This is a genomic window from Sinomicrobium kalidii (assembly GCF_021183825.1).
In the GTDB taxonomy this organism is placed as follows: Bacteria; Bacteroidota; Bacteroidia; order Flavobacteriales; family Flavobacteriaceae; genus Sinomicrobium; species Sinomicrobium kalidii.
Map to the genome: position 1 here is coordinate 5067124 of NZ_CP089211.1, position 19746 is coordinate 5086869.

Here is a 19746-nt window from a genome sequence, read left to right on the forward strand (position 1 = left end):
GAATCAGGGGACACCTCACTTTTCCATAAAAACCGACCATAACACATGAAAAGTTTAGATACTTTAGACTGGATATGTATATCCATTTACTTTTTAGTCCTGTTCGGCCTGGCCTTATGGGTAATATTAAAGAAGACAAAAAATACTGAAGATTATTTCCTCGCCGGAAGAAATATAGGCTGGTTCGTAGTAGGAGCCTCCATATTTGCTTCCAACATCGGCTCGGAACACGTAGTGGGGCTGGCCGGTGCCGGTGCCGGAGATAAAATGCCCATGCTTATTTTTGAGATCCAGGCCTGGGTGGTACTGATCCTGGGCTGGGTATTCCTGCCGTTCTATGCACGCAGCGGTGTGTTTACCATGCCGGAGTTCCTGGAACGGCGGTTCAGCGCAAAATCCCGGTGGTTTTTGTCCGTTGTATCCCTGGTGGCTTACATACTCACTAAAGTTTCGGTTACAATATATGCCGGAGGGGTAGTGGTTTCCGCATTACTCGGTATCAATTTCTGGGTAGGTGCCATAGCCACAGTGATTTTAACAGGAGTTTATACCATTTTCGGGGGGATGCGTGCCGTGGTCTATACGGAAACCCTGCAAGCCATTATTCTTGTGATCGGTGCGACAGCGCTGACCTTTATCGGCCTGGATCATGTTGGCGGATGGGGAGAACTGAAAGCTACCCTCGGACCGGAATACTTCAACATGTGGCGACCGCCTTCCGATCCCGACTTTCCCTGGCCGAGCTTGTTCATCACCAGTACCATTATCGGTATTTGGTATTGGTGTACCGACCAGTATATCGTACAGCGGACATTGACGGCAAAAAACCTCAAAGAGGGAAGGAGAGGAGCCATTTGGGGTGCGTTCCTTAAATTGCTTCCCGTGTTTATATTTTTAATTCCTGGAGTTATAGCCCTGGCCTTAAAGCAAAAAGGATTGCTGGAGTGGGATACTCCGGACCAGGCTTTTCCCGTACTCATGAGTAACCTGTTACCTTCGGGACTTCGCGGACTGGTAGCTGCAGGCTTGCTTGCCGCCTTGATGAGTTCCCTCGCATCTGTGTTCAATTCCTGTTCTACCCTGTTTACCGTGGATATCTATAAAAAACTCAAACCGGACACCCCGGAGATAAAACTGGTACGTATAGGACGAATAGCAACATTGGTCGTAGTGTTTCTCGGTATAATCTGGATTCCCATCATGGCCAATATATCCGGTGTGCTTTATGAATACCTGCAATCCGTGCAATCCTATATAGCCCCTCCGATTACTGCGGTATTCCTGCTCGGTATCTTCTACAAGCGGATCAATGCCACAGGAGCATACGCTACGCTGGTTATCGGTTTTATCATCGGGATGGGCAGGATCGCTATCGAATTGATGAGTGACAGTTTTACATCGGGGAGTATACTGCATACCCTGGCAACAATGAATTTCCTGACTTTCGGCGCCTGGTTCTTCCTCTTCTGTATTATATTGCTAGTAGCGGTGAGCCTGTTAACTCCGGCTCAGGATGAAAAACAACTGGCGGGACTGACATTCGGCACATTATCATCTAAGGAAAAAAGCAGTGAAAAAAGCTATTCCTGGGTAGATATTGCCGCTTCCGTAGTGATCCTGGCTATTGTGATCTGGGTAATGATATCATTTAACGGAACTTAATAATTACAAAGAAATCAAAGCTTGTTTAAAGCCCCGGGAGCATCGTCTTTCGGGGCTTTTATTTTAACATAAAATCACTCTGAATATGTACGTTTTAAGATTATTTGTAAGATTTTATTGAGTTATTACCATATAAGGGCGATAAAATGCTAATATAGTATTAAAATCAGCTAATATCTTATTTAACAGGATGGAGGGTTAGTTTATACTTTTATAACGTGTATAGGATACACTTTATAATAACTAACTCTTTACGTACTATGAAAACGAATAATCCATCTATCTTTTCATTATGGAAAAGAAAAACAGATTTCGGAGCGGTAAACAGGCAACTTTTTTTTATACTTTGTTTTTGCTGGTCCGTATCGTCCTTTGCACAGCAGGTTGTCAGGGGAACCGTAACGGATGAACATGGAATACCTATCGGCGGAGCCTCAGTATTGGAAAAGAACACCACAAATGGTAGTGTCACCGATTTTGACGGAAACTACGAACTGACTTTAAGCACTGAAAACCCCGTTATCGTAGTGTCTTATTTGGGATTTCAGACCACTGAGATGAATGTGGGGGACCGCACGAACCTGGATATCCTTTTAAAGGAAGATATGCAGGAATTGGATGAAGTAGTGCTCATCGGGTTCGGGACACAGAAAAAGGCAGACGTAACCAGTGCTGTAGCTACAGTCAAATCCGAGGATTTCATCCAGGGAAATGTAAGGGACGCAGCGCAGTTGATCCAGGGAAAAGTTGCAGGGCTGACCATTTCCACACCCTCGGGAGACCCCACAGATGGTTCGCAGATCAATTTACGGGGGATGTCGTCATTACAGGGCGGGACAAATCCTCTGGTCCTGATTGACGGTGTTCCGGGTAACCTCAATACTGTAGCTCCCGAAGACATTGAATCCGTAGATGTACTGAAGGACGGATCGGCCACAGCCATTTACGGTACCAGGGGAACCAACGGTGTGATTATCATAACCACCAAAAAAGGCAACTACAATATTAAACCTACCATAGAATACAATGGTTATGCCTCGCTTTCGACTATCGCTAACAAACTGGATTTTTTAAGTGCTTCGGACCTTCGGCAAAAATGGGATGAGGGATATACCTTTACCGGGGCAAACCTTCAGGATTTCGGAGCAGATACCGACTGGCTGGACGAAATTACCCGGAACGCCTACAGCCAGGTACATAACCTTACTTTCAGAGGAGGTAGTGAATCTACCAATCTTACTGCCTCGTTGAATTACAGAGATATAGAAGGGATTTTTCTGAAATCGGATAACAAGAAATATACCGGACGGATCAGTGTTAACCACGCCATGTTCGACAACAAGCTGAAAACTAATCTCGGACTTATTGTAAGTGAGCAAACATTCAGTGCCTTAGGTGACGGAGATAGTTTTGATCCCTATATTTACAGGCAGGCCTTGATAAGAAACCCCACGGAGCCCGTAAGGGACGAAAACGGGAACTGGTTTGAGAGAGATGTATACTTTTACGATAACCCCGTAGGCTATATCCAGGAAACTATCGGGGAGAACAGGTACAGAAATGTCCGTTTCGACATTAGTGTGAGCTATGATTTCAGTAGTAACCTCAGTGTCAAAGGGCTTTACACCCGAAAGGGGAATTCCAACATCCGTGGTTTTTACCGGACAAAAAACCATGTGTCTACGGTAAAATACGGACAGGACGGGTTCGCTTCCCGGGGAACAGATGATTATGTCGGGAATTACGGGCAAATAACCGCAGATTATAACCAGGAGTTCGGAAAACACAAGTTAACGGGCTTACTGGGATATAATTATGAAGATAACACCAATGAAGGGTTCTGGGCCAATAATCGCCGTTTTCCTACCGACGGTTTTGGCTATAATAATTTGGAAACCGGTCAGGGACTTCAACTCGGTGAAGCGGGTATGGGAAGTTATAAGAATGAAGATAAGCTCATCGCGTTCTTTTCACGGGTGACTTACAATTTTGACGACCGCTACCTGCTGCTGGCCAGTTTCCGGCGGGAAGGATCTTCCAGGTTTGGCGAAAATTACAAATGGGGAAATTTTCCCGGGATTTCGGCGGGATGGCGCATCAGCCAGGAATCTTTTATGGACAGTGTTGACTGGGTCTACAACCTGAAGTTAAGGGCCGGATTCGGGATTACGGGAACCAATGCGGGATCCAGGTATCAATCGTTAAGCGGACTGACGTATAGAAATTACTTTTTGTACAACGGAAACTGGATAAGGGAACTGGTGCCCACAAGGAATGCAAACCCCGATTTGCGGTGGGAGAAAAAGGAAGAGTTCAATTTCGGACTGGACTTCAGTTTTCTCAATGACCGTATAAATGGTTCCGTAGATTATTACAGCAGAAGGACTAAAGATGCATTGTGGAATTATAGTGTTCCCACACCTCCTTATTATTACAGCGAAATGACTGCAAACGTAGCGGAGATCAAAAATTCAGGGCTGGAATTTTTGGTAAATGTTATTCCGTTTAAAACGGATAATTTCCAATGGACGGCCAACCTTACCTACTCTACCAATACCAATGAAGTGGTATCCCTTTCGAATGATGAATTTCAGCTTACCAACGACTTTTTTGACGAAGGGGCTACTGGAGAACCCATACAGGTAAGTACACACAGGATACAGGAAGGACAGCCGATAGGAAACTTCTTCGGGTGGAAAAGCGTGGATATTACCGAAGACGGGATCTGGCTGATCGAGACTCCCGACGGAGATGTCATCCCCGCTACTGAATCCACTACGGAAGACAGACAGATTCTGGGAAATGGCCTTCCAAAAGCTTATTACAGCTGGAACAATACGGTGAAGTATAAAAACTGGGATTTCCAGATGAACATGAGGGGAGCACTGGACTACCAGATACTCAACTTTTCCAGGATGTTCTATGAGAACCCCACAGTGGATTACAATACGTTAAAATCGGCCTATGATAAGGTTTATGGCAAGGCGGTACTCAACGATGTTCAAAGATTGGTAAGCTATTATGTGGAAGATGGGGATTTTCTCAAAATTGACAATATAACCCTGGGGTATACATTACCTAAGTCGGTTTTAAAATTTGCGGAGAATTTCAGGATCTACGCATCAGGTTTAAACCTGATTACCATTACCGGATATAAGGGGGTTGATCCGGAGGTGAACAGGAACAGGGATTCGGCTAACGGGGTAATTCCCGGAAATGACAACAGGGATAAATACCCTTCTACAAGAACCTTTTCATTAGGAATTAACTTCACATTTTAAAACACGGAACCATGAAAACAAATTATATAACTTCATTTAAGATCAGGACCTTGACACTGGGCATTCTTTTTGGTATGTCACTTTTAGGGTGCACCAAGCTGGACGAGGACGTTTTTTCGGAAGTAACGGAAGATTCTTTTGTTCCTGCCGATTCGGATGTAGTGGCTGTAATGGCTTCGGCCTATACACCGCTGCGATATATCATGGGATGGCAAGGGTTATTCGACCTGCAGGAAGAACCGGCCGATATGATCGTCACCCCTACGAGGCCCAACGGATGGGATGACGGGGGAACCTACAAAAGAATGCACAAGCATGAATGGGATAACCTCCAGTGGCAGCCCAGAAATACCTGGATCATGTGTTTTAAAGGAATAAATAATGCAAACAGGGTGATCCTTCAGGTGGAATCCGGGGACCTTCCCGTAACTGAAGAACAGGTTACGGATATTGTAGCGGAAATGAGAGCGCTTCGGGCCCTGTATTATTCCATGCTCCTCGATACGCATGGAAACGTACCGATCATTTCCAGTTACAGTGATGAGCTACCCGTTCAGAATACCAGGAAAGAAGTGTATGATTTTGTGGTATCTGAGTTGAACGAAGTGATTCCTTTCCTGTTGGAAGTCACGCCGGAAAATAAAAAATTGACTTACGGACGTATGACCAGATATGCGGCATATCACATACTGGCCAGAGTATATCTCAATGCAGAAGTATATAGCGGCACGGCCCGGTGGGCAAAATGTATAGAAGCATGCGATGAGATCATAAACGGAGGTGCATATAGCTTGTCAGGGAGTTATAAAGCTGTTTTCGGGGCACATAATGAAGATAATCCCGAAATAATATTCGCCGTTCCTTACCATGAGATATATGCTAACCAGGGAGATTATTATATATGGAATGCCCATATGAAGATGTTACTGCCCGACCACAGACGGGTCTTTGATATGGAAGCACAACCCTGGGGAGGGTCCAGCTGTAATCCACAGTTTATAGATAGTTATGATCCTAACGATAATCGATTGGAAGATACCTGGCTTATGGGAGACCAGTTTGATGCCAATGACGGAAGCGTGGTGATGACCCTGGTCAAGGAAATGCCGAGTATCAAAGGCTGTGATTTTACCGAAGGTTTCAGATGTGGGAAATACGAAATCGAACCCGGAGCTACAGGCTCTTTAAATAATGATTTTCCATTTTTGAGATATACAGATGTCCTGATGATGAAAGCCGAAGCGCTGTTGAGGACCGGACAAAGCGATGCAGCCGCACAGATAGTAACGGAGATCAGAATGCGGTCCTTTGACGATCCTGCCGATGCTGCGGTTACCGGAGCAGAACTCGAAGGAGATACTACTGTTGAATACGGAACACTGGCAGAAGATGGAAGTATCGACAACCCCGGCGATCAATCTCCCGTACAATACGGGCGTTTTCTCGATGAACTCGGATGGGAATTTGCCTGTGAAGCCAGAAGGAGGACAGACCTGATCAGGTTCGGGGTTTACCAGACAAAAAGCTGGTATAACCATGAGCCAAAAGGAGAGTATACCATCTTGTTCCCCATAGGCCTGGAAGAAATGAACACCAATGCCAACCTGGAACAAAATCCGGGATATTAATAGCCTTTACTTTTGAATTTAACCTATAAAGCAGACACCTATGAAATTAACCGATCTTAAAACAAAAAACGTGAATAACCGTAAGGGGTCAGTCCTTACACTATTTTTTACAGCAGCCATTCTGGCCGTTTTGATTACCGGATGTGCCAAGGTAGATCCGGAACTTCCGGATACTGATCCGGAAACACCATCTGAGGGAGCATTCGATCCTTCTGCGGTGGATACCTCCAAAATCTATATCCCGCAGGAGTTTAGCGATATGGATTTTTTTGACAGTACAAGCACCTGGTATTACGGACGCAGCAGGCAGTCCGAGCATTTCATTGTGTTTTGGGGAGAAGATTACGGAAACCGTGATCCCGGCTCGGCCGAAGTTCCTGCTGCATACCGGGTGGATATTGACGACATGTTAAACAAGGCCGAAGCGTTTTACGACCTGAACGTCAATGAACTCAAATTTGCCGAGACCGGAACAGGAAACTCCAATCTCGACAATTATAAAATGATGATCTTCCTGTACTATCAGGATGAATGGCTGGCTACGGGTTCGGGTTACGACGATGTTATCGGGGCTTTATGGGTAAGTCCCAATACTTCCCAGCCCGTCGGTTCGACTATTGCCCATGAAATAGGGCACAGTTTCCAGTACCAGGTACATTGCGACCTGGGAGGCGGATCGGGCTTCCGTTACGGCTTTGGCGGGAACGGCGGTAATGGCTTTTGGGAACAGACCGCACAATGGCAGGCCTATCAGAGTTATCCCGATCAGGCATTCACCTCTCACCATTTCGGGGTGTATACCGAAAACTATTTCAGGCACATTTGTCATGAAGATTATCGCTATGCCAGCTATTTTATACATTATTACTGGGCAGATAAACACGGGAAGGATATTATAGGCAGGTTATGGCGTGAAGCGGAAGAGCCCGAAGATCCCATCCAGGCCTATATGCGTATTACCGGGATATCGACACAGCAGTTCAATGACGAAATATACGATGCGGCCACCAGATTTGTTACATGGGACCTCGATGCCATACGGGATATCGGTGCAGATTACATCGGGGCGCAAACCTATAAAAGTACAATGCTTGACGACGGTAGCTATCAGGTTACTTACGATCACTGTCCTGGAACTACCGGTTACAATGTCATCCGGTTAAGTGTTCCGGCGGCAGGTACCGAAATAGCCACCGAATTTACCGGCATGGTGAATGCTTCGGGCTTTAACCAGGTGGAAGCCCCCGGAAGGGCAGGATGGCGGTACGGTTATGTAGCCCTGCTGGAAGGTGGCAGCCGGGTATATGGCGATATGAACCAGGGAACAAACAATACCGTCTCTTTCACGGTTCCGGAAAATTGCAGTAAATTATGGTTTGTGGTTACCGGGGCACCGGATACCTATGCCCCGCATCCCTGGGACGATGACGAAAGCAATGACGACCAATGGCCTTACAAGGTGAAATTTACAAACACCGACCTTTACGGGAACATCCCGATCGATGAAACACAACCACCTGCCGATGTAACTTTGACATATGATATAAGTTTTCCGTATAGTGCCGATACTTATCCGGGCACGTCTGTGGTACTGGATGAAGACCTTGCCGACCTGGCACAGGCTTTTGTTCTGCAACCTAACGAGATCGCGAACGAAATGGACGGCAGTATTACATTCCATGCGGTGGAAAGTGACGGCAGTCTTAACAGTGAAACCACGGCCAATGGGTACGGACACTGGTTCGACGCCAATGGGGATGTATCTGCCTGGGGCAGCAATGCGAGGGTGTATGCTGAATACGATGCCACAGCCTTTAAGTTCGACATAGGACAATATCCCGGACAATGTGCACCCGGTGACCAGTATACCATAAAACAGGCTTTGGTATATGAATATGAACCCGGACAAACCGTTCAGGCAACCTTTGTATTCAATATTACAATTCAATAAAAACAATTGATAAATAATTACTGACAAAATGAAATTTACATCGGTGAAGTTCACCTATCCGGAGGATGATCCTTTGAGGACAGCACCCCTTTTTCCCGATCTTAAATAGAATCCGGGAAATTAGACAGTGATGAAGGAGTGATAAGTTCTTTAATTTAGCACCAGGTACTGTATAAATTATGGGAGCAACCCTCCCGATATTGACAATAACCATATGAAGGTAATGATTACAAAGAAAATTAAAAGGATTATGATTGCCGGATTTTGCCTGGCCGGTACGTGGTTTGGACATGTCCGTGCACAGGGCGGCGATCAGATATTAGACGGGATAGGTGAAACGGGATTGGTTGCACGTTATATATTCGACGGAGATGGCAGAGACTGGTCCCGGAATAATTTGCATGCCGGAATTCAGGGTTCCGGTACGAAATTTATCAATGATGACAGGTTCGGGGAGGTGTTGTCACTTTCCGGAAAGGGAAAATCTTTTGTCGCCGTTCCCGGAGAAGTGCTTACAGGAATAGAATCGCTTAGTATAACGGGATGGATTTATCTGCGTTCGGAGCAACGCGGTCAACGTTTTTTTGATTTCGGAACGAATGACGGAGCGCATTTTTTTGCCGCACCTGTCGGAACAGATGTCCGGGAAGGATACCAGGCATTAATTACAACTGCTACCGAAGGCAAGAACGGCCCGGTTTCATCCGCCATAGAGGTTGATCGCTGGGTACATCTTGCCGTAGTTGTTGACCTTCCCTCAAAATCCATGCGTACGTATGTTGACGGTAAACAGGTGGGAGAAACCGGGGATATGTCTCTGGAGTTGGGAAAAGTGTTTGGCAATGAGTCCGGAGAAAAGAACCTGCTCTATATAGGAAAATCGATTTTACCCGGGGCACCTTATCTCAATGCCTATATACATGATTTCCGCATTTATCGCATTCCCCTGCGTACAAAACAGGTCGCCAGAATTTATTACAATGCGCTGAAAGGCGTGAATGAAGATACCGCAGGTATGGGTAAGCAGGAAGACGATCTCCCGGAATTTTCCCCGGCCACACCGCAACTTTATAATGAATACCTGGTTGATATACCGGATGTGGAGGTAGAGACCAATGTGGGCTATTTACCGGAGTTACCCCGTTATGTACAGGGAACATACCGCGATGGGGTGGATGGTCCGGAAGTACGTGTGCTTTGGCCTGCTCCGGCAGATAATAGCGATGTGCTTCAACCGGGACATTACACAGTGACAGGTAGAGTTGCCGGTACAGACCTCCGGCCGAAGGCCAGGGTATCGGTAAAAAACGGGAAAGAACCTGCTACACCCGATCGCAAATTGGAAACCTTTGGCCTGGACCAGGTTTTCTTAAGGCCGGATGTTCATGGACATGATACCGGATTCATGGAAAATCGCGATAAATTCATAACCACGCTGGCCAAAACGAATCCTGACGCTTTCCTCTATATGTTCCGCAATGCCTTTGGACAAAAACAGCCCGAAGGAGCAAAGCCCCTGGGAGTTTGGGATAGCCAGGAAACCAAATTGCGGGGACATGCTACGGGGCATTACCTTACAGCGATCGCACAGGCTTATGCCGGTACGGCATACGATAAGTCACTCCGGGATAATTTTGCGGACAAGATGAATTATATGGTAAATACCCTGTATGAATTGTCGCAAATGTCCGGGCGACCACCGGAAGCCGGTGCTGCGTATGTGTCTGGTCCGGCAGCTGTGCCTCCCGGACCGGGGAAACAGGATTATGATTCTGATCTCAGCGAATCGGGTATCCGTACCGATTACTGGAACTGGGGTGAAGGATTCATCAGCGCTTATCCCCCCGACCAGTTTATTATGCTCGAAAACGGAGCTTCCTATGGAGGACAGAATACCCAGGTATGGGCACCTTATTATACCCTGCACAAAATTCTGGCCGGGTTGATGGACGTGTACGAAGTAAGCGGTAATAAAAAAGCACTTGATGTGGCTACGGGTATGGGAAATTGGGTATATGCCCGCTTAAGCAGGTTACCCACGGCGACACTTATAAAGATGTGGAATACTTATATTGCCGGTGAATTCGGAGGCATGAATGAGGCTATGGCACGTTTATACCGGATCACCCATGAAGAACGTTACCTGAAAGCAGCCCGGTTATTTGATAATATCGACATGTTTTTCGGAGATGCGGAGCATTCGCACGGACTGGCCAAAAATGTAGATACCTTTCGCGGGCTGCATGCCAATCAGCATATTCCCCAGGTTGTAGGGGCTATTGAAATGTACCGCGACTCCGATGCCCCCGAATATTACCGGGTGGCCGATAACTTCTGGAATAAGATAACAAACGATTATATGTACAGTATCGGAGGGGTTGCGGGAGCACGTGATCCTGCCAATGCAGAATGCTTTGTCAGCCAGCCGGCCACCCTTTATGAAAACGGGTTCTCTGCTGGTGGACAGAACGAGACCTGTGCCACATATAACATGCTGAAACTGACCAGGAACCTGTTTTTATACGATCAGCGGGCAGAGTTGATGGATTACTATGAGCGCGGGCTGTACAATCACATTCTGGCTTCTGTGGCCGAGGACAGCCCGGCCAATACCTATCATGTTCCGCTCAGGCCGGGGTCCGTGAAACAATTCGGAAATCCCGGTATGACAGGCTTTACCTGCTGTAATGGTACGGCCCTCGAAAGCAATACCAAACTACAGAATTCCATTTATTTTAAAAATAAGGACAACAGTGCCCTTTATGTCAATCTTTATATCCCTTCAACATTAAAGTGGAACGAGCGTAATATTACCGTGGAGCAAACGACTGATTTCCCGAAAGAAGACCGTATCCTTTTAACCATTAAGGGAAGCGGAAAATTCGATCTGAATGTGCGCATTCCGCAATGGGCTACCCAGGGATTTTTTGTAAAGATCAATGGTAAGGAGAAAAAGTTTAAGACCAGGCCGGGAAGCTATCTTACGATAAGCCGTAAATGGAAAGACGGCGATACCATAACATTGCGAATGCCATTTACATTTCACCTTGAACCTGTAATGGACCAGCAAAATATTGCCAGCCTGTTTTACGGACCGGTGCTGCTCGCCGCCCAGGAGTCGGAACCGAGAAAGGAGTGGCGTAAAGTAAGCTTAAATGCCGGAGATATCGGCAAAACGATTAAAGGTACTCCGGGGGAATTGCAGTTCACTATTGACGGTGTGAAATTCAAACCTTTTTATGAAACCTACGGACGTCATTCGGTGTATCTCGATGTTACGCTGGAATAAGACGAAAGACACGGGGTGCAGGTTAATATCAGATTATCATAAGTCCTATGTCCTGTAATCCTAAGTCCAGCTGGCAGTTGTTCAATATTAAAATGAGTATGTTAAAAAACAATTACCGTTTCCTGTGGAGCTTCATATTAGGAGTAATTTCCGGGTGCACATCCCCATCCGGCGACGGAGTGCTGCTATCTCCTTCCGGACAGGAGCGTCCCGAAGATAAAGAATGGAAAACGGAATATTGGAGTCCGGAGCAACATTACAGTGACATACGGTCTGACGGAAGCGATACGCGCATACTTATGATCGCTTCAGACACCCTTACCACAGACCGTTGGTACCGGAGTGTTGCCGTAAAACCTTTTTCGGAATATCGTATATCGGGATATATAAAAACCGAAAATGTACGGGGAGAAAACGAACATGCCGGAGCAGGGTTCCGGTTGGGGGCTATTGACATGGAGAAAGACACCCTGTTCCGGAAAGATAACGACTGGACCTTTGTAGAGATCCCTTTTAAAACCGGGGCCAATGATGCCGTGATGATCGAGTGTTTACTGGGGAAATCGGGAAAGGCCAGCGGTATTGTGTACTTTGATCGCATGCGTATTGAAGAAGTCTCGTCCAGCGATCTGAAACCCCGGGTAAAAATCGGTCTGGACAGTATCAGGGAACCGATGTCTCCATACTTGTACGGACAGTTTATAGAGCACATGGGCAAGTGTATTTACGGAGGGATTTGGGCCGAGATGCTCCGGGACCGCAAGTTTTACCATGCCCCGGGAGCAAAAAGATCACCGTGGCAGACCAATGTGGATACCACAACAATTTTAACGGATAGTACTAAAAACTATTCCAGGGGAAATATGCCCGTTCTGGGAACATCCAGCGGTAAAATTGTACTCACCCAGGATAGCCTGGTATTGGAAAAAGGGGAAAAATATGTGGGACGGATTGTTTTTAAGGCTGAGCAGGGTGTCACCAAAATGGAGGTATCCCTGGGCACGGAAGAAGAAAATAAAGAAGAGAGAATCTCAGAAATCACCCGTGGCGGATTTGTAAAGGTCCCATTGGAATTTACCCCGGTATCTTCCTCTAAAAACGGAAAACTCGGCATAACTTTTTACGGTAAGGGAAAAGTAACCCTCGCTGCCGTATCCCTGATGCCCGAAGATAATATCGACGGGTTTCGCCCGGACGTACTGGAACTCATGAAAGAACTCAACGCTCCCGTTTATCGCTGGCCGGGAGGTAATTTTGTTTCCGGTTATGACTGGAAGGACGGCATTGGCGATCCGGATACCCGGCCCACGAGATATGAACGGGCCTGGAACGGACTGGAATATAACGATGTGGGTATCCATGAGTTCATGCGTTTGTGTAAATTGCTCGGTGCCGAGGCCAACATTGCCGTAAACACAGGACTGGGAACTGCAGTAATGGCTGCTGAAGAAGTGGAATATTTTAACGGAGATGTCAGCACCGGAATGGGAAAACGGCGTGCCGAAAACGGTCACCCCGAGCCTTATGACGTAAAGTTGTGGGCCGTGGGCAATGAAATGTTCGGCGACTGGCAACTGGGGCATATGCCCGTAGAAGATTATGTCAAAAAACACAATAAGGTGGCCCGGGCCATGAGAGAAGTCGACCCGGATATTGAACTTATTGCCGTAGGTTTTCCGGGGGAATGGAATGATATGATGTATTCGCATTGCAGTGAGAACATGACTTACATCAGTGAACATTTTTACCGGCAGGACTGGCATGCAGGGGGGCTCCTTACTCACGTAAGGCAGATACCGGACGCCATTCGTGAAATCGCCGATGAACATCGCCGGTGTCGCGAAGAATTTCCCCGGTTAAAAAATAAAGAGATCAAAATTGCACTGGACGAGTGGAATTACTGGTACGGCCCTCATGTTTACGGTTTGCTCGGAACGCGGTATTATTTGAGAGACGCTCTCGGAATAGCTGCCGGATTTAATGAATTCTCCCGGCAATCAGATATATTTTACATGGCCAATTACGCACAGACTGTCAATGTGATAGGTGCCATAAAAACGACAAAAACCGATAGCTGGCTCGAAGGCACCGGACTGGCCCTGAAACTGTATCGCGAACATTTCGGAACCCGGCCTTTGACTGTCAAAGGAGTTCCGCAACCCCTGGATGTTGCCGCCACACTTTCCGGAGATGGTAAATTCCTGACCGTATCGGTAATCAATGCCACGCATAATAACTATCCCCTCATACTGAATATTGAAGGACAGCAGATAGAATCCGGGGGACGGCAATTTAGTCTTACCGGAGAAAACGATATGGCGTATAATGATGAAAATAACCGGGAACGCATCCGGATCGTCCAAAATAATATTACACTGGAAAATAACAGTATAACCATCCCCCGGGAAAGCGCAAATATTTACGTTTTTCCATTAGTCAAAAAATAAAGCGAAAACTATAATGATAAAGGATATTAGAAATCTGACAACTGTAATATTGGTTCTGATCAGTATTCATACAACAACAGCGCAGGATTACTGGAGCAAGATTACAAACAGGCCGTCGGTACTGGAACTGGAAAGCGGCCTTTCAACCCATAAAACAGGTGCTCTTCGGCTTAAACTGGTAAAGTCCTCCCAAACCATTGCCGCACTGTCTCCCGGTACTGATCCGGATTTTGACTTTACACCCGGCAATCGCCTGGCTGTTCGTGATAAGGACAGTCTTTATCACCTCGGGGATATCAATTTAAGGGTCAGGGAACCGGGCGGTGAATGGAAAACCTATTCCACGGCATCAAAACGCGCCCCGGTACAGGTATTGGAAGTTTCGGGAAATATATTGGCCGCTGCCGACCTGTCAAATACGTTGCCTGACGACATTCCCCTGTCGGTAAAACGTTATTACAAAACAGAAAACGGTAACCTGGTGATGCATTTTAAAATCACGAATACTACCGGGACTGAAGTAGAAATGGGAGGCCTGGGCATTCCCATGGTCTTTAATAATATACTCGAAGGGAAATCCCTCGACGAAGCTCATGCCCAAAATGTATTTTCTGATCCGTACATAGGACAAGACGCCGGTTACCTGGAGGTAAAACGCCTGCACGGCAATGGTCCCGATCTTCTGGTGGTTCCGGGGGAGAATATGCCTTTTGAAGCGTATCGCCCCTTACTCGATGATCCCACGCCCCGGAGCATTGTTTTCGAAGGGTTTCACGAGTGGATGGCACATAGCCTGGCCTATGCCGAAAACGAATGGAAAGGAGCGAAGCAATGGAACAAACCGACTTCGGAAATACTTCAACCCGGGGAATCCCGGGATTATTCCCTGAAATTTATCCTTGCTGATGCTATCCGGGAAATACCGGATGTACTTGCACAACAAAACCGTCCGGTAGCTGTGGGGATTCCGGGATATGTGTTGCCATTGGATGTAAGGGGACAACTTTTTCTTCGCTATAAGGAAGAGGTGGATACATTTACAGTTGAACCCGAAGGTGCCTTGCAGATAGAACCCGAAGGTATTACATCCGAAGGGATACGGAAATATGCGGTTTACGGTGAAAAATGGGGGAGGACACGGCTTACCGTTCGGTATAAAAACGGTTTGGAGCAAACCATTCATTATAAGATCATAAAACCGGAAAGTGAGGTAGTCAGGGACTTCGGACATTTTCTTATGACCGAGCAATGGTTTGACCGGGAAAACGACCCTTTTCGCAGGAACCCTTCCGTGATCAGTTACGACTATGAAACGAAGAAACAGGTTGCCGAAGACAGCCGGGCCTGGATAGCCGGGTTGAGTGATGAAGGCGGTGCGGGAAGCTGGCTGGGAGCCGTGATGAAACAACTGGTACAACCGGATAAGGAGGAACTGAAAAAATTGCAACGCTTTGTGGATGAAACGCTTTGGGGAACCATTCAGCACAGCGACGGACCACAAAAATACGGCGTTAAGAAAAGTGTCTTTTATTACGAACCGGAGCAGATGCCCGAAGGGACTTACAGCAAGGACATAGATTACAGTACCTGGGCAGCCTGGGACAAAAAAGGTGCGGATGATGTGGGAAGGTCGTACAATTATCCCCACGTAGCGGCCGCATACTGGGTGATGTACCGCCTGGCCAGATACCATACCGGATTGGTAGATAACAGAGAATGGGACTGGTACCTTAAAAATGCTTATCACACGGTTATAGCCATGACAGAACAGGCTCCTTACTATGCACAGTTCGGTCAGATGGAAGGTACGGTATTCCTCAGGATACTGGAAGACCTGAAACGTGAGAATTACACGGATATGGCCGAAACTCTGGAAGCCAAAATGAAAGAAAGGACTGAACACTGGCATACGCTGAATTATCCGTTCGGTAGTGAAATGCCCTGGGATTCCACCGGACAGGAAGAAGTTTATGCCTGGTCCGATTATTTCGGTTTTGATGAAAAAGCACTCGTAACACTAAATGCCATCCTTGCATACATGCCCGTCATACCGCATTGGGCATATAATGGGAATGCCCGCAGGTACTGGGATTTTCTCTACGGAGGAAAACTGTCCCGGGTGGAAAGACAGATACATCATTACGGTTCCGGGCTCAATGCCATCCCTGTACTTGCCCGATACCGAAAAAAACCGGAAGACCTGCACCTGCTGAAGGTGGGCTATGGCGGATTGCTGGGGGCCATTTCCAATATTACCCGTGATGGTTTCGGTCCTGCCGCCTTTCATTCGTTTCCGTCCGCATTGAAAATAGATGGTTTATCGGGAGATTACGGTTCCGGTTTTTTCGGATATGCCGTAAACACCGCAACATACATTACCAAAGACGATGAGCTGGGGTGGTTGTCTTTTGGCGGAAACATGACAAAAAAAGAGGACCGGATAACAGTGGAACCGACCACGGGAGCCAAAAACAGGATTTACATCGCACCGGAAAAAATGTGGCTTACCCTTGATGCCGGGACTTTTAAAAAAGTAAGCTATGACGGGCAGACGGGGCAGGTGGAAGTTATACTGAACCCGAAAGATGAGTTTACACCCGTGGCCTATCTCAGGGTAGAGGGGGAAAAGAAAAAGCTCCCCTATAAAAAAGTGCGGGGAGCCTATGCGGTCAAATTAAAGAATAAGGAAGTAAGGATAGCGTTATAAAACCGTTATTCTTCACTCTTTATCTTTCCGTTTGATTTGATCTTAATATCCGGCGTGTGGTAAACCAGTGAATTTTCGGGTACAGAACTGGTGAGCCACACGTTACCTCCTATAATACTGTTGGCACCGATTACGGTTTTTCCTCCCAGTATGGTAGCATTGGCATAAATGGTAACATTGCTTTCCACGGTGGGATGCCTTTTCACATCTTTAAGCGATTTCTCCACGTGAAGCGCACCGAGAGTAACACCCTGGTAGATTTTTACCCGGTCTTTGATCACCGTTGTTTCACCGATAACGATCCCGGTAGCGTGGTCGATAAAAAATGATTCCCCGATCTGTGCCCCCGGATTGATATCCACTCCCGTAAGACGGTGTGCATATTCGGTCATTAACCTGGGAACGATGGGCAGGCCATACAGGTGTAACGGTCTGCTCAGCCTGTAAATGGCGATTGCATAAAATCCCGGGTAGGACAGGCATACTTCTTCGATGGTCCTGGAAGCCGGGTCATTTTCAACGGTCGCCTTGGCGTCGAGATTGAGTTTCCTGAGAATTTCCGGGAGTTCATTGAGATAGCTTTCCCAGATTTTTCCGCAGGGTTTTCCCGGGGCCCAGCAGGCCAGGTCAATAATCTCCTGGAATTCATTTTCAAGCAAATCAATATTTTCGGCTACAGAAGTATCATTGTCAAATAATGTGTAGAACAGGCGGGAAGCAAAGGCTTCGGTTTTTTCCTTTAATACAAATTTCAGATTGGGAGTCTGTTTGTGTTTTATAATGTTCGATATAATGGTTTCTTTTTTCATGGTGTGTGTTGCGTTGTTTTTTGCCATACAGGGCAAAAGGGTTAGGACTATATTTTTTTAAAATACCGGTTTGAACACATTAATAATTGTGTTTTAAACCGAAAAACTCGTAAAAAGCGGAAGAAGCAGGGAATACCTCCCGGGGATATTTAACAGACACCGATGAGGGATTTAACTCTCCAGTAGGTTATATACAAATGATGAAGGTAAAACATGTACTATAACTTTATGGCTGTGAAAGACAAAGTTAAGAACCTTATGTTACATATTTGTTAATTTTTATATTTTTAAACAAAAAAGAGGCAAATGCTAACAAAAATATTCGGAAGTGCCGTTTTAGGGGTGGAGGCCACAACAATTACCGTAGAGGTCAATGTTGCCCTGGGAGTGGGCTATCACCTGGTAGGGTTGCCGGACAACGCCATTAAAGAGAGTAATTACAGGATAGCTGCCGCCCTGCAGAACAACGGGTATAAAATTCCCGGAAAAAGGATCACTATAAATATGGCACCTGCCGATATGCGCAAGGAAGGCTCGGCTTACGATCTTACACTGGCCATTGGCATACTCGCTGCCTCCGGACAGATAAAAAGTGACGGCATAGAAGAATATATCATTATGGGCGAACTCTCCCTGGACGGCAGCCTGCAATCCGTAAAAGGAGCATTGCCCATAGCCCTGCAGGCAAAGGATGAAGGTTTTAAAGGCCTCATCCTGCCCGAACAAAATGCAGATGAAGCGGCAATCGTGGACGGAATGGAAGTCTATGGCGTTGAAAACATAAAACAGGTTATCGACCATTTTGAAGGAAAAAAGCTTTTGGAAGCGACCGAAGTGGACAGCAAACGGGAATTTTACCGCAAACTCGATTTCCCCGAATATGATTTTTCCGATGTAAAAGGACAGGAAAGCATAAAGCGTTGTATGGAAATAGCTGCCGCAGGCGGACATAATATCATTCTTATAGGTCCGCCGGGCTCCGGAAAGACCATGCTCGCCAAGAGACTGCCCAGTATATTGCCGCCAATGACCATACATGAGGCCCTGGAAACCACTAAAATACACAGTGTCACGGGACGGACAGAAAATTCGGGATTGATGACAGATCGTCCCTTCCGCTCACCGCACCATACAATATCGGACGTGGCGCTGGTAGGAGGGGGAACCTATCCGCAGCCCGGGGAAATATCGCTTTCACACAACGGCGTCCTCTTTCTCGATGAACTCCCGGAATTTAAACGCAGTGTCCTGGAAGTCATGCGCCAGCCCCTGGAAGACCGGGAAGTTACCATTTCGAGGGCCAGATTTACAGTCACCTACCCTTCTTCCTTTATGCTGGTGGCCAGTATGAACCCGAGTCCGGGAGGTTATTTTAACGACCCGGATGCCCCCGTAACTTCCTCTCCGGCAGAAATGCAACGTTATCTCGGTAAAATATCCGGTCCGTTGCTGGACCGGATAGATATTCATATTGAAGTAACACCCGTACCTTTCGAAAAACTTTCGGACGACAGGGAGGGGGAAAGCAGTGTGGAAATACGAAAACGTGTAACCGCAGCACGGAAAAGACAGGCCGCCCGTTTTGAAAATTCTGGAAACACCCATTATAACGCCCAGATGAATACCCGGCAGATACGGGAATATTGTGCGTTGAATGACGCTTCCGGAGCGTTACTTAAAAATGCCATGGAACGGCTGAATTTGTCGGCCAGGGCCTATGACCGCATACTGAAAGTAGCCAGGACCATCGCCGATCTGGATAATGCCCCGGAAATTTCGGGAAACCATATCAGCGAAGCCATACAATACCGTAGTCTTGATCGCGAAGGGTGGTTGGGGTAATTGCCGATGGAGTTAATTTGATAATGTGGCAATTTATCGCAAGCCTGTGAAATTTTATAAAACAACAATAAAACCATCAGATAAAAACCACGAGGATTATAAGGTTTCGCCCTCCGCATACTATCTGATA

9 protein-coding genes are annotated in these 19746 nt (G+C 46.6%); 8 read left to right on the forward strand and 1 reads right to left on the reverse strand.

Translation table 11 applies throughout. The annotated features are described in order from the left end of the window. Window positions 1–45: 45 nt before the first annotated feature. The 7 genes from LS482_RS20450 (at window position 46) to LS482_RS20480 (ending at window position 16965) form a co-directional block, all read left to right on the forward strand. Window positions 46–1662, forward strand: coding sequence for a sodium:solute symporter (locus tag LS482_RS20450; RefSeq protein WP_233029444.1), 1617 nt, complete (start codon window positions 46–48; stop codon window positions 1660–1662). Window positions 1663–1922: 260 nt separating this feature from the next. After that, complete coding sequence (locus tag LS482_RS20455; RefSeq protein WP_233029446.1) at window positions 1923–4943, forward strand: SusC/RagA family TonB-linked outer membrane protein; 3021 nt, start codon at window positions 1923–1925, stop codon at window positions 4941–4943. An 11-nt stretch (window positions 4944–4954) separates the two neighbouring features. Then, entirely contained in the window at window positions 4955–6571 is a 1617-nt protein-coding gene (locus LS482_RS20460) for a RagB/SusD family nutrient uptake outer membrane protein (protein WP_233029447.1), read from the forward strand. A 40-nt stretch (window positions 6572–6611) separates the two neighbouring features. Next, complete coding sequence (locus LS482_RS20465; RefSeq protein ID WP_233029448.1) at window positions 6612–8522, forward strand: DUF4859 domain-containing protein; 1911 nt, start codon at window positions 6612–6614, stop codon at window positions 8520–8522. A 250-nt stretch (window positions 8523–8772) separates the two neighbouring features. Further along, window positions 8773–11811: a beta-L-arabinofuranosidase domain-containing protein gene (locus LS482_RS20470; protein WP_233029449.1), complete on the forward strand. Its 3039-nt coding sequence runs from the start codon at window positions 8773–8775 to the stop codon at window positions 11809–11811. A 98-nt stretch (window positions 11812–11909) separates the two neighbouring features. Beyond that, a complete protein-coding gene (locus LS482_RS20475) occupies window positions 11910–14258 on the forward strand; it encodes an alpha-L-arabinofuranosidase family protein (RefSeq protein WP_233029450.1) in 2349 nt (782 codons plus the stop codon). Window positions 14259–14271: 13 nt separating this feature from the next. After that, on the forward strand, window positions 14272–16965 hold the full coding sequence (locus LS482_RS20480; RefSeq protein ID WP_233029451.1) for a DUF5695 domain-containing protein: 2694 nt from the start codon (window positions 14272–14274) through the stop codon (window positions 16963–16965). A gap of 5 nt (window positions 16966–16970) precedes the next feature. Here LS482_RS20480 and LS482_RS20485 read toward each other — a convergent pair whose 3' ends face one another. Then, window positions 16971–17774 (reverse strand): serine O-acetyltransferase, encoded by an 804-nt coding sequence (locus LS482_RS20485; RefSeq protein ID WP_233031862.1) that lies wholly within the window; start codon window positions 17772–17774, stop codon window positions 16971–16973. A 306-nt stretch (window positions 17775–18080) separates the two neighbouring features. Between LS482_RS20485 and LS482_RS20490 the strand changes: the two genes are divergently transcribed. Next, window positions 18081–19616, forward strand: a complete 1536-nt coding sequence (locus tag LS482_RS20490) for a YifB family Mg chelatase-like AAA ATPase (RefSeq protein WP_233029452.1) — start codon at window positions 18081–18083, stop codon at window positions 19614–19616. Window positions 19617–19746: the final 130 nt, after the last annotated feature.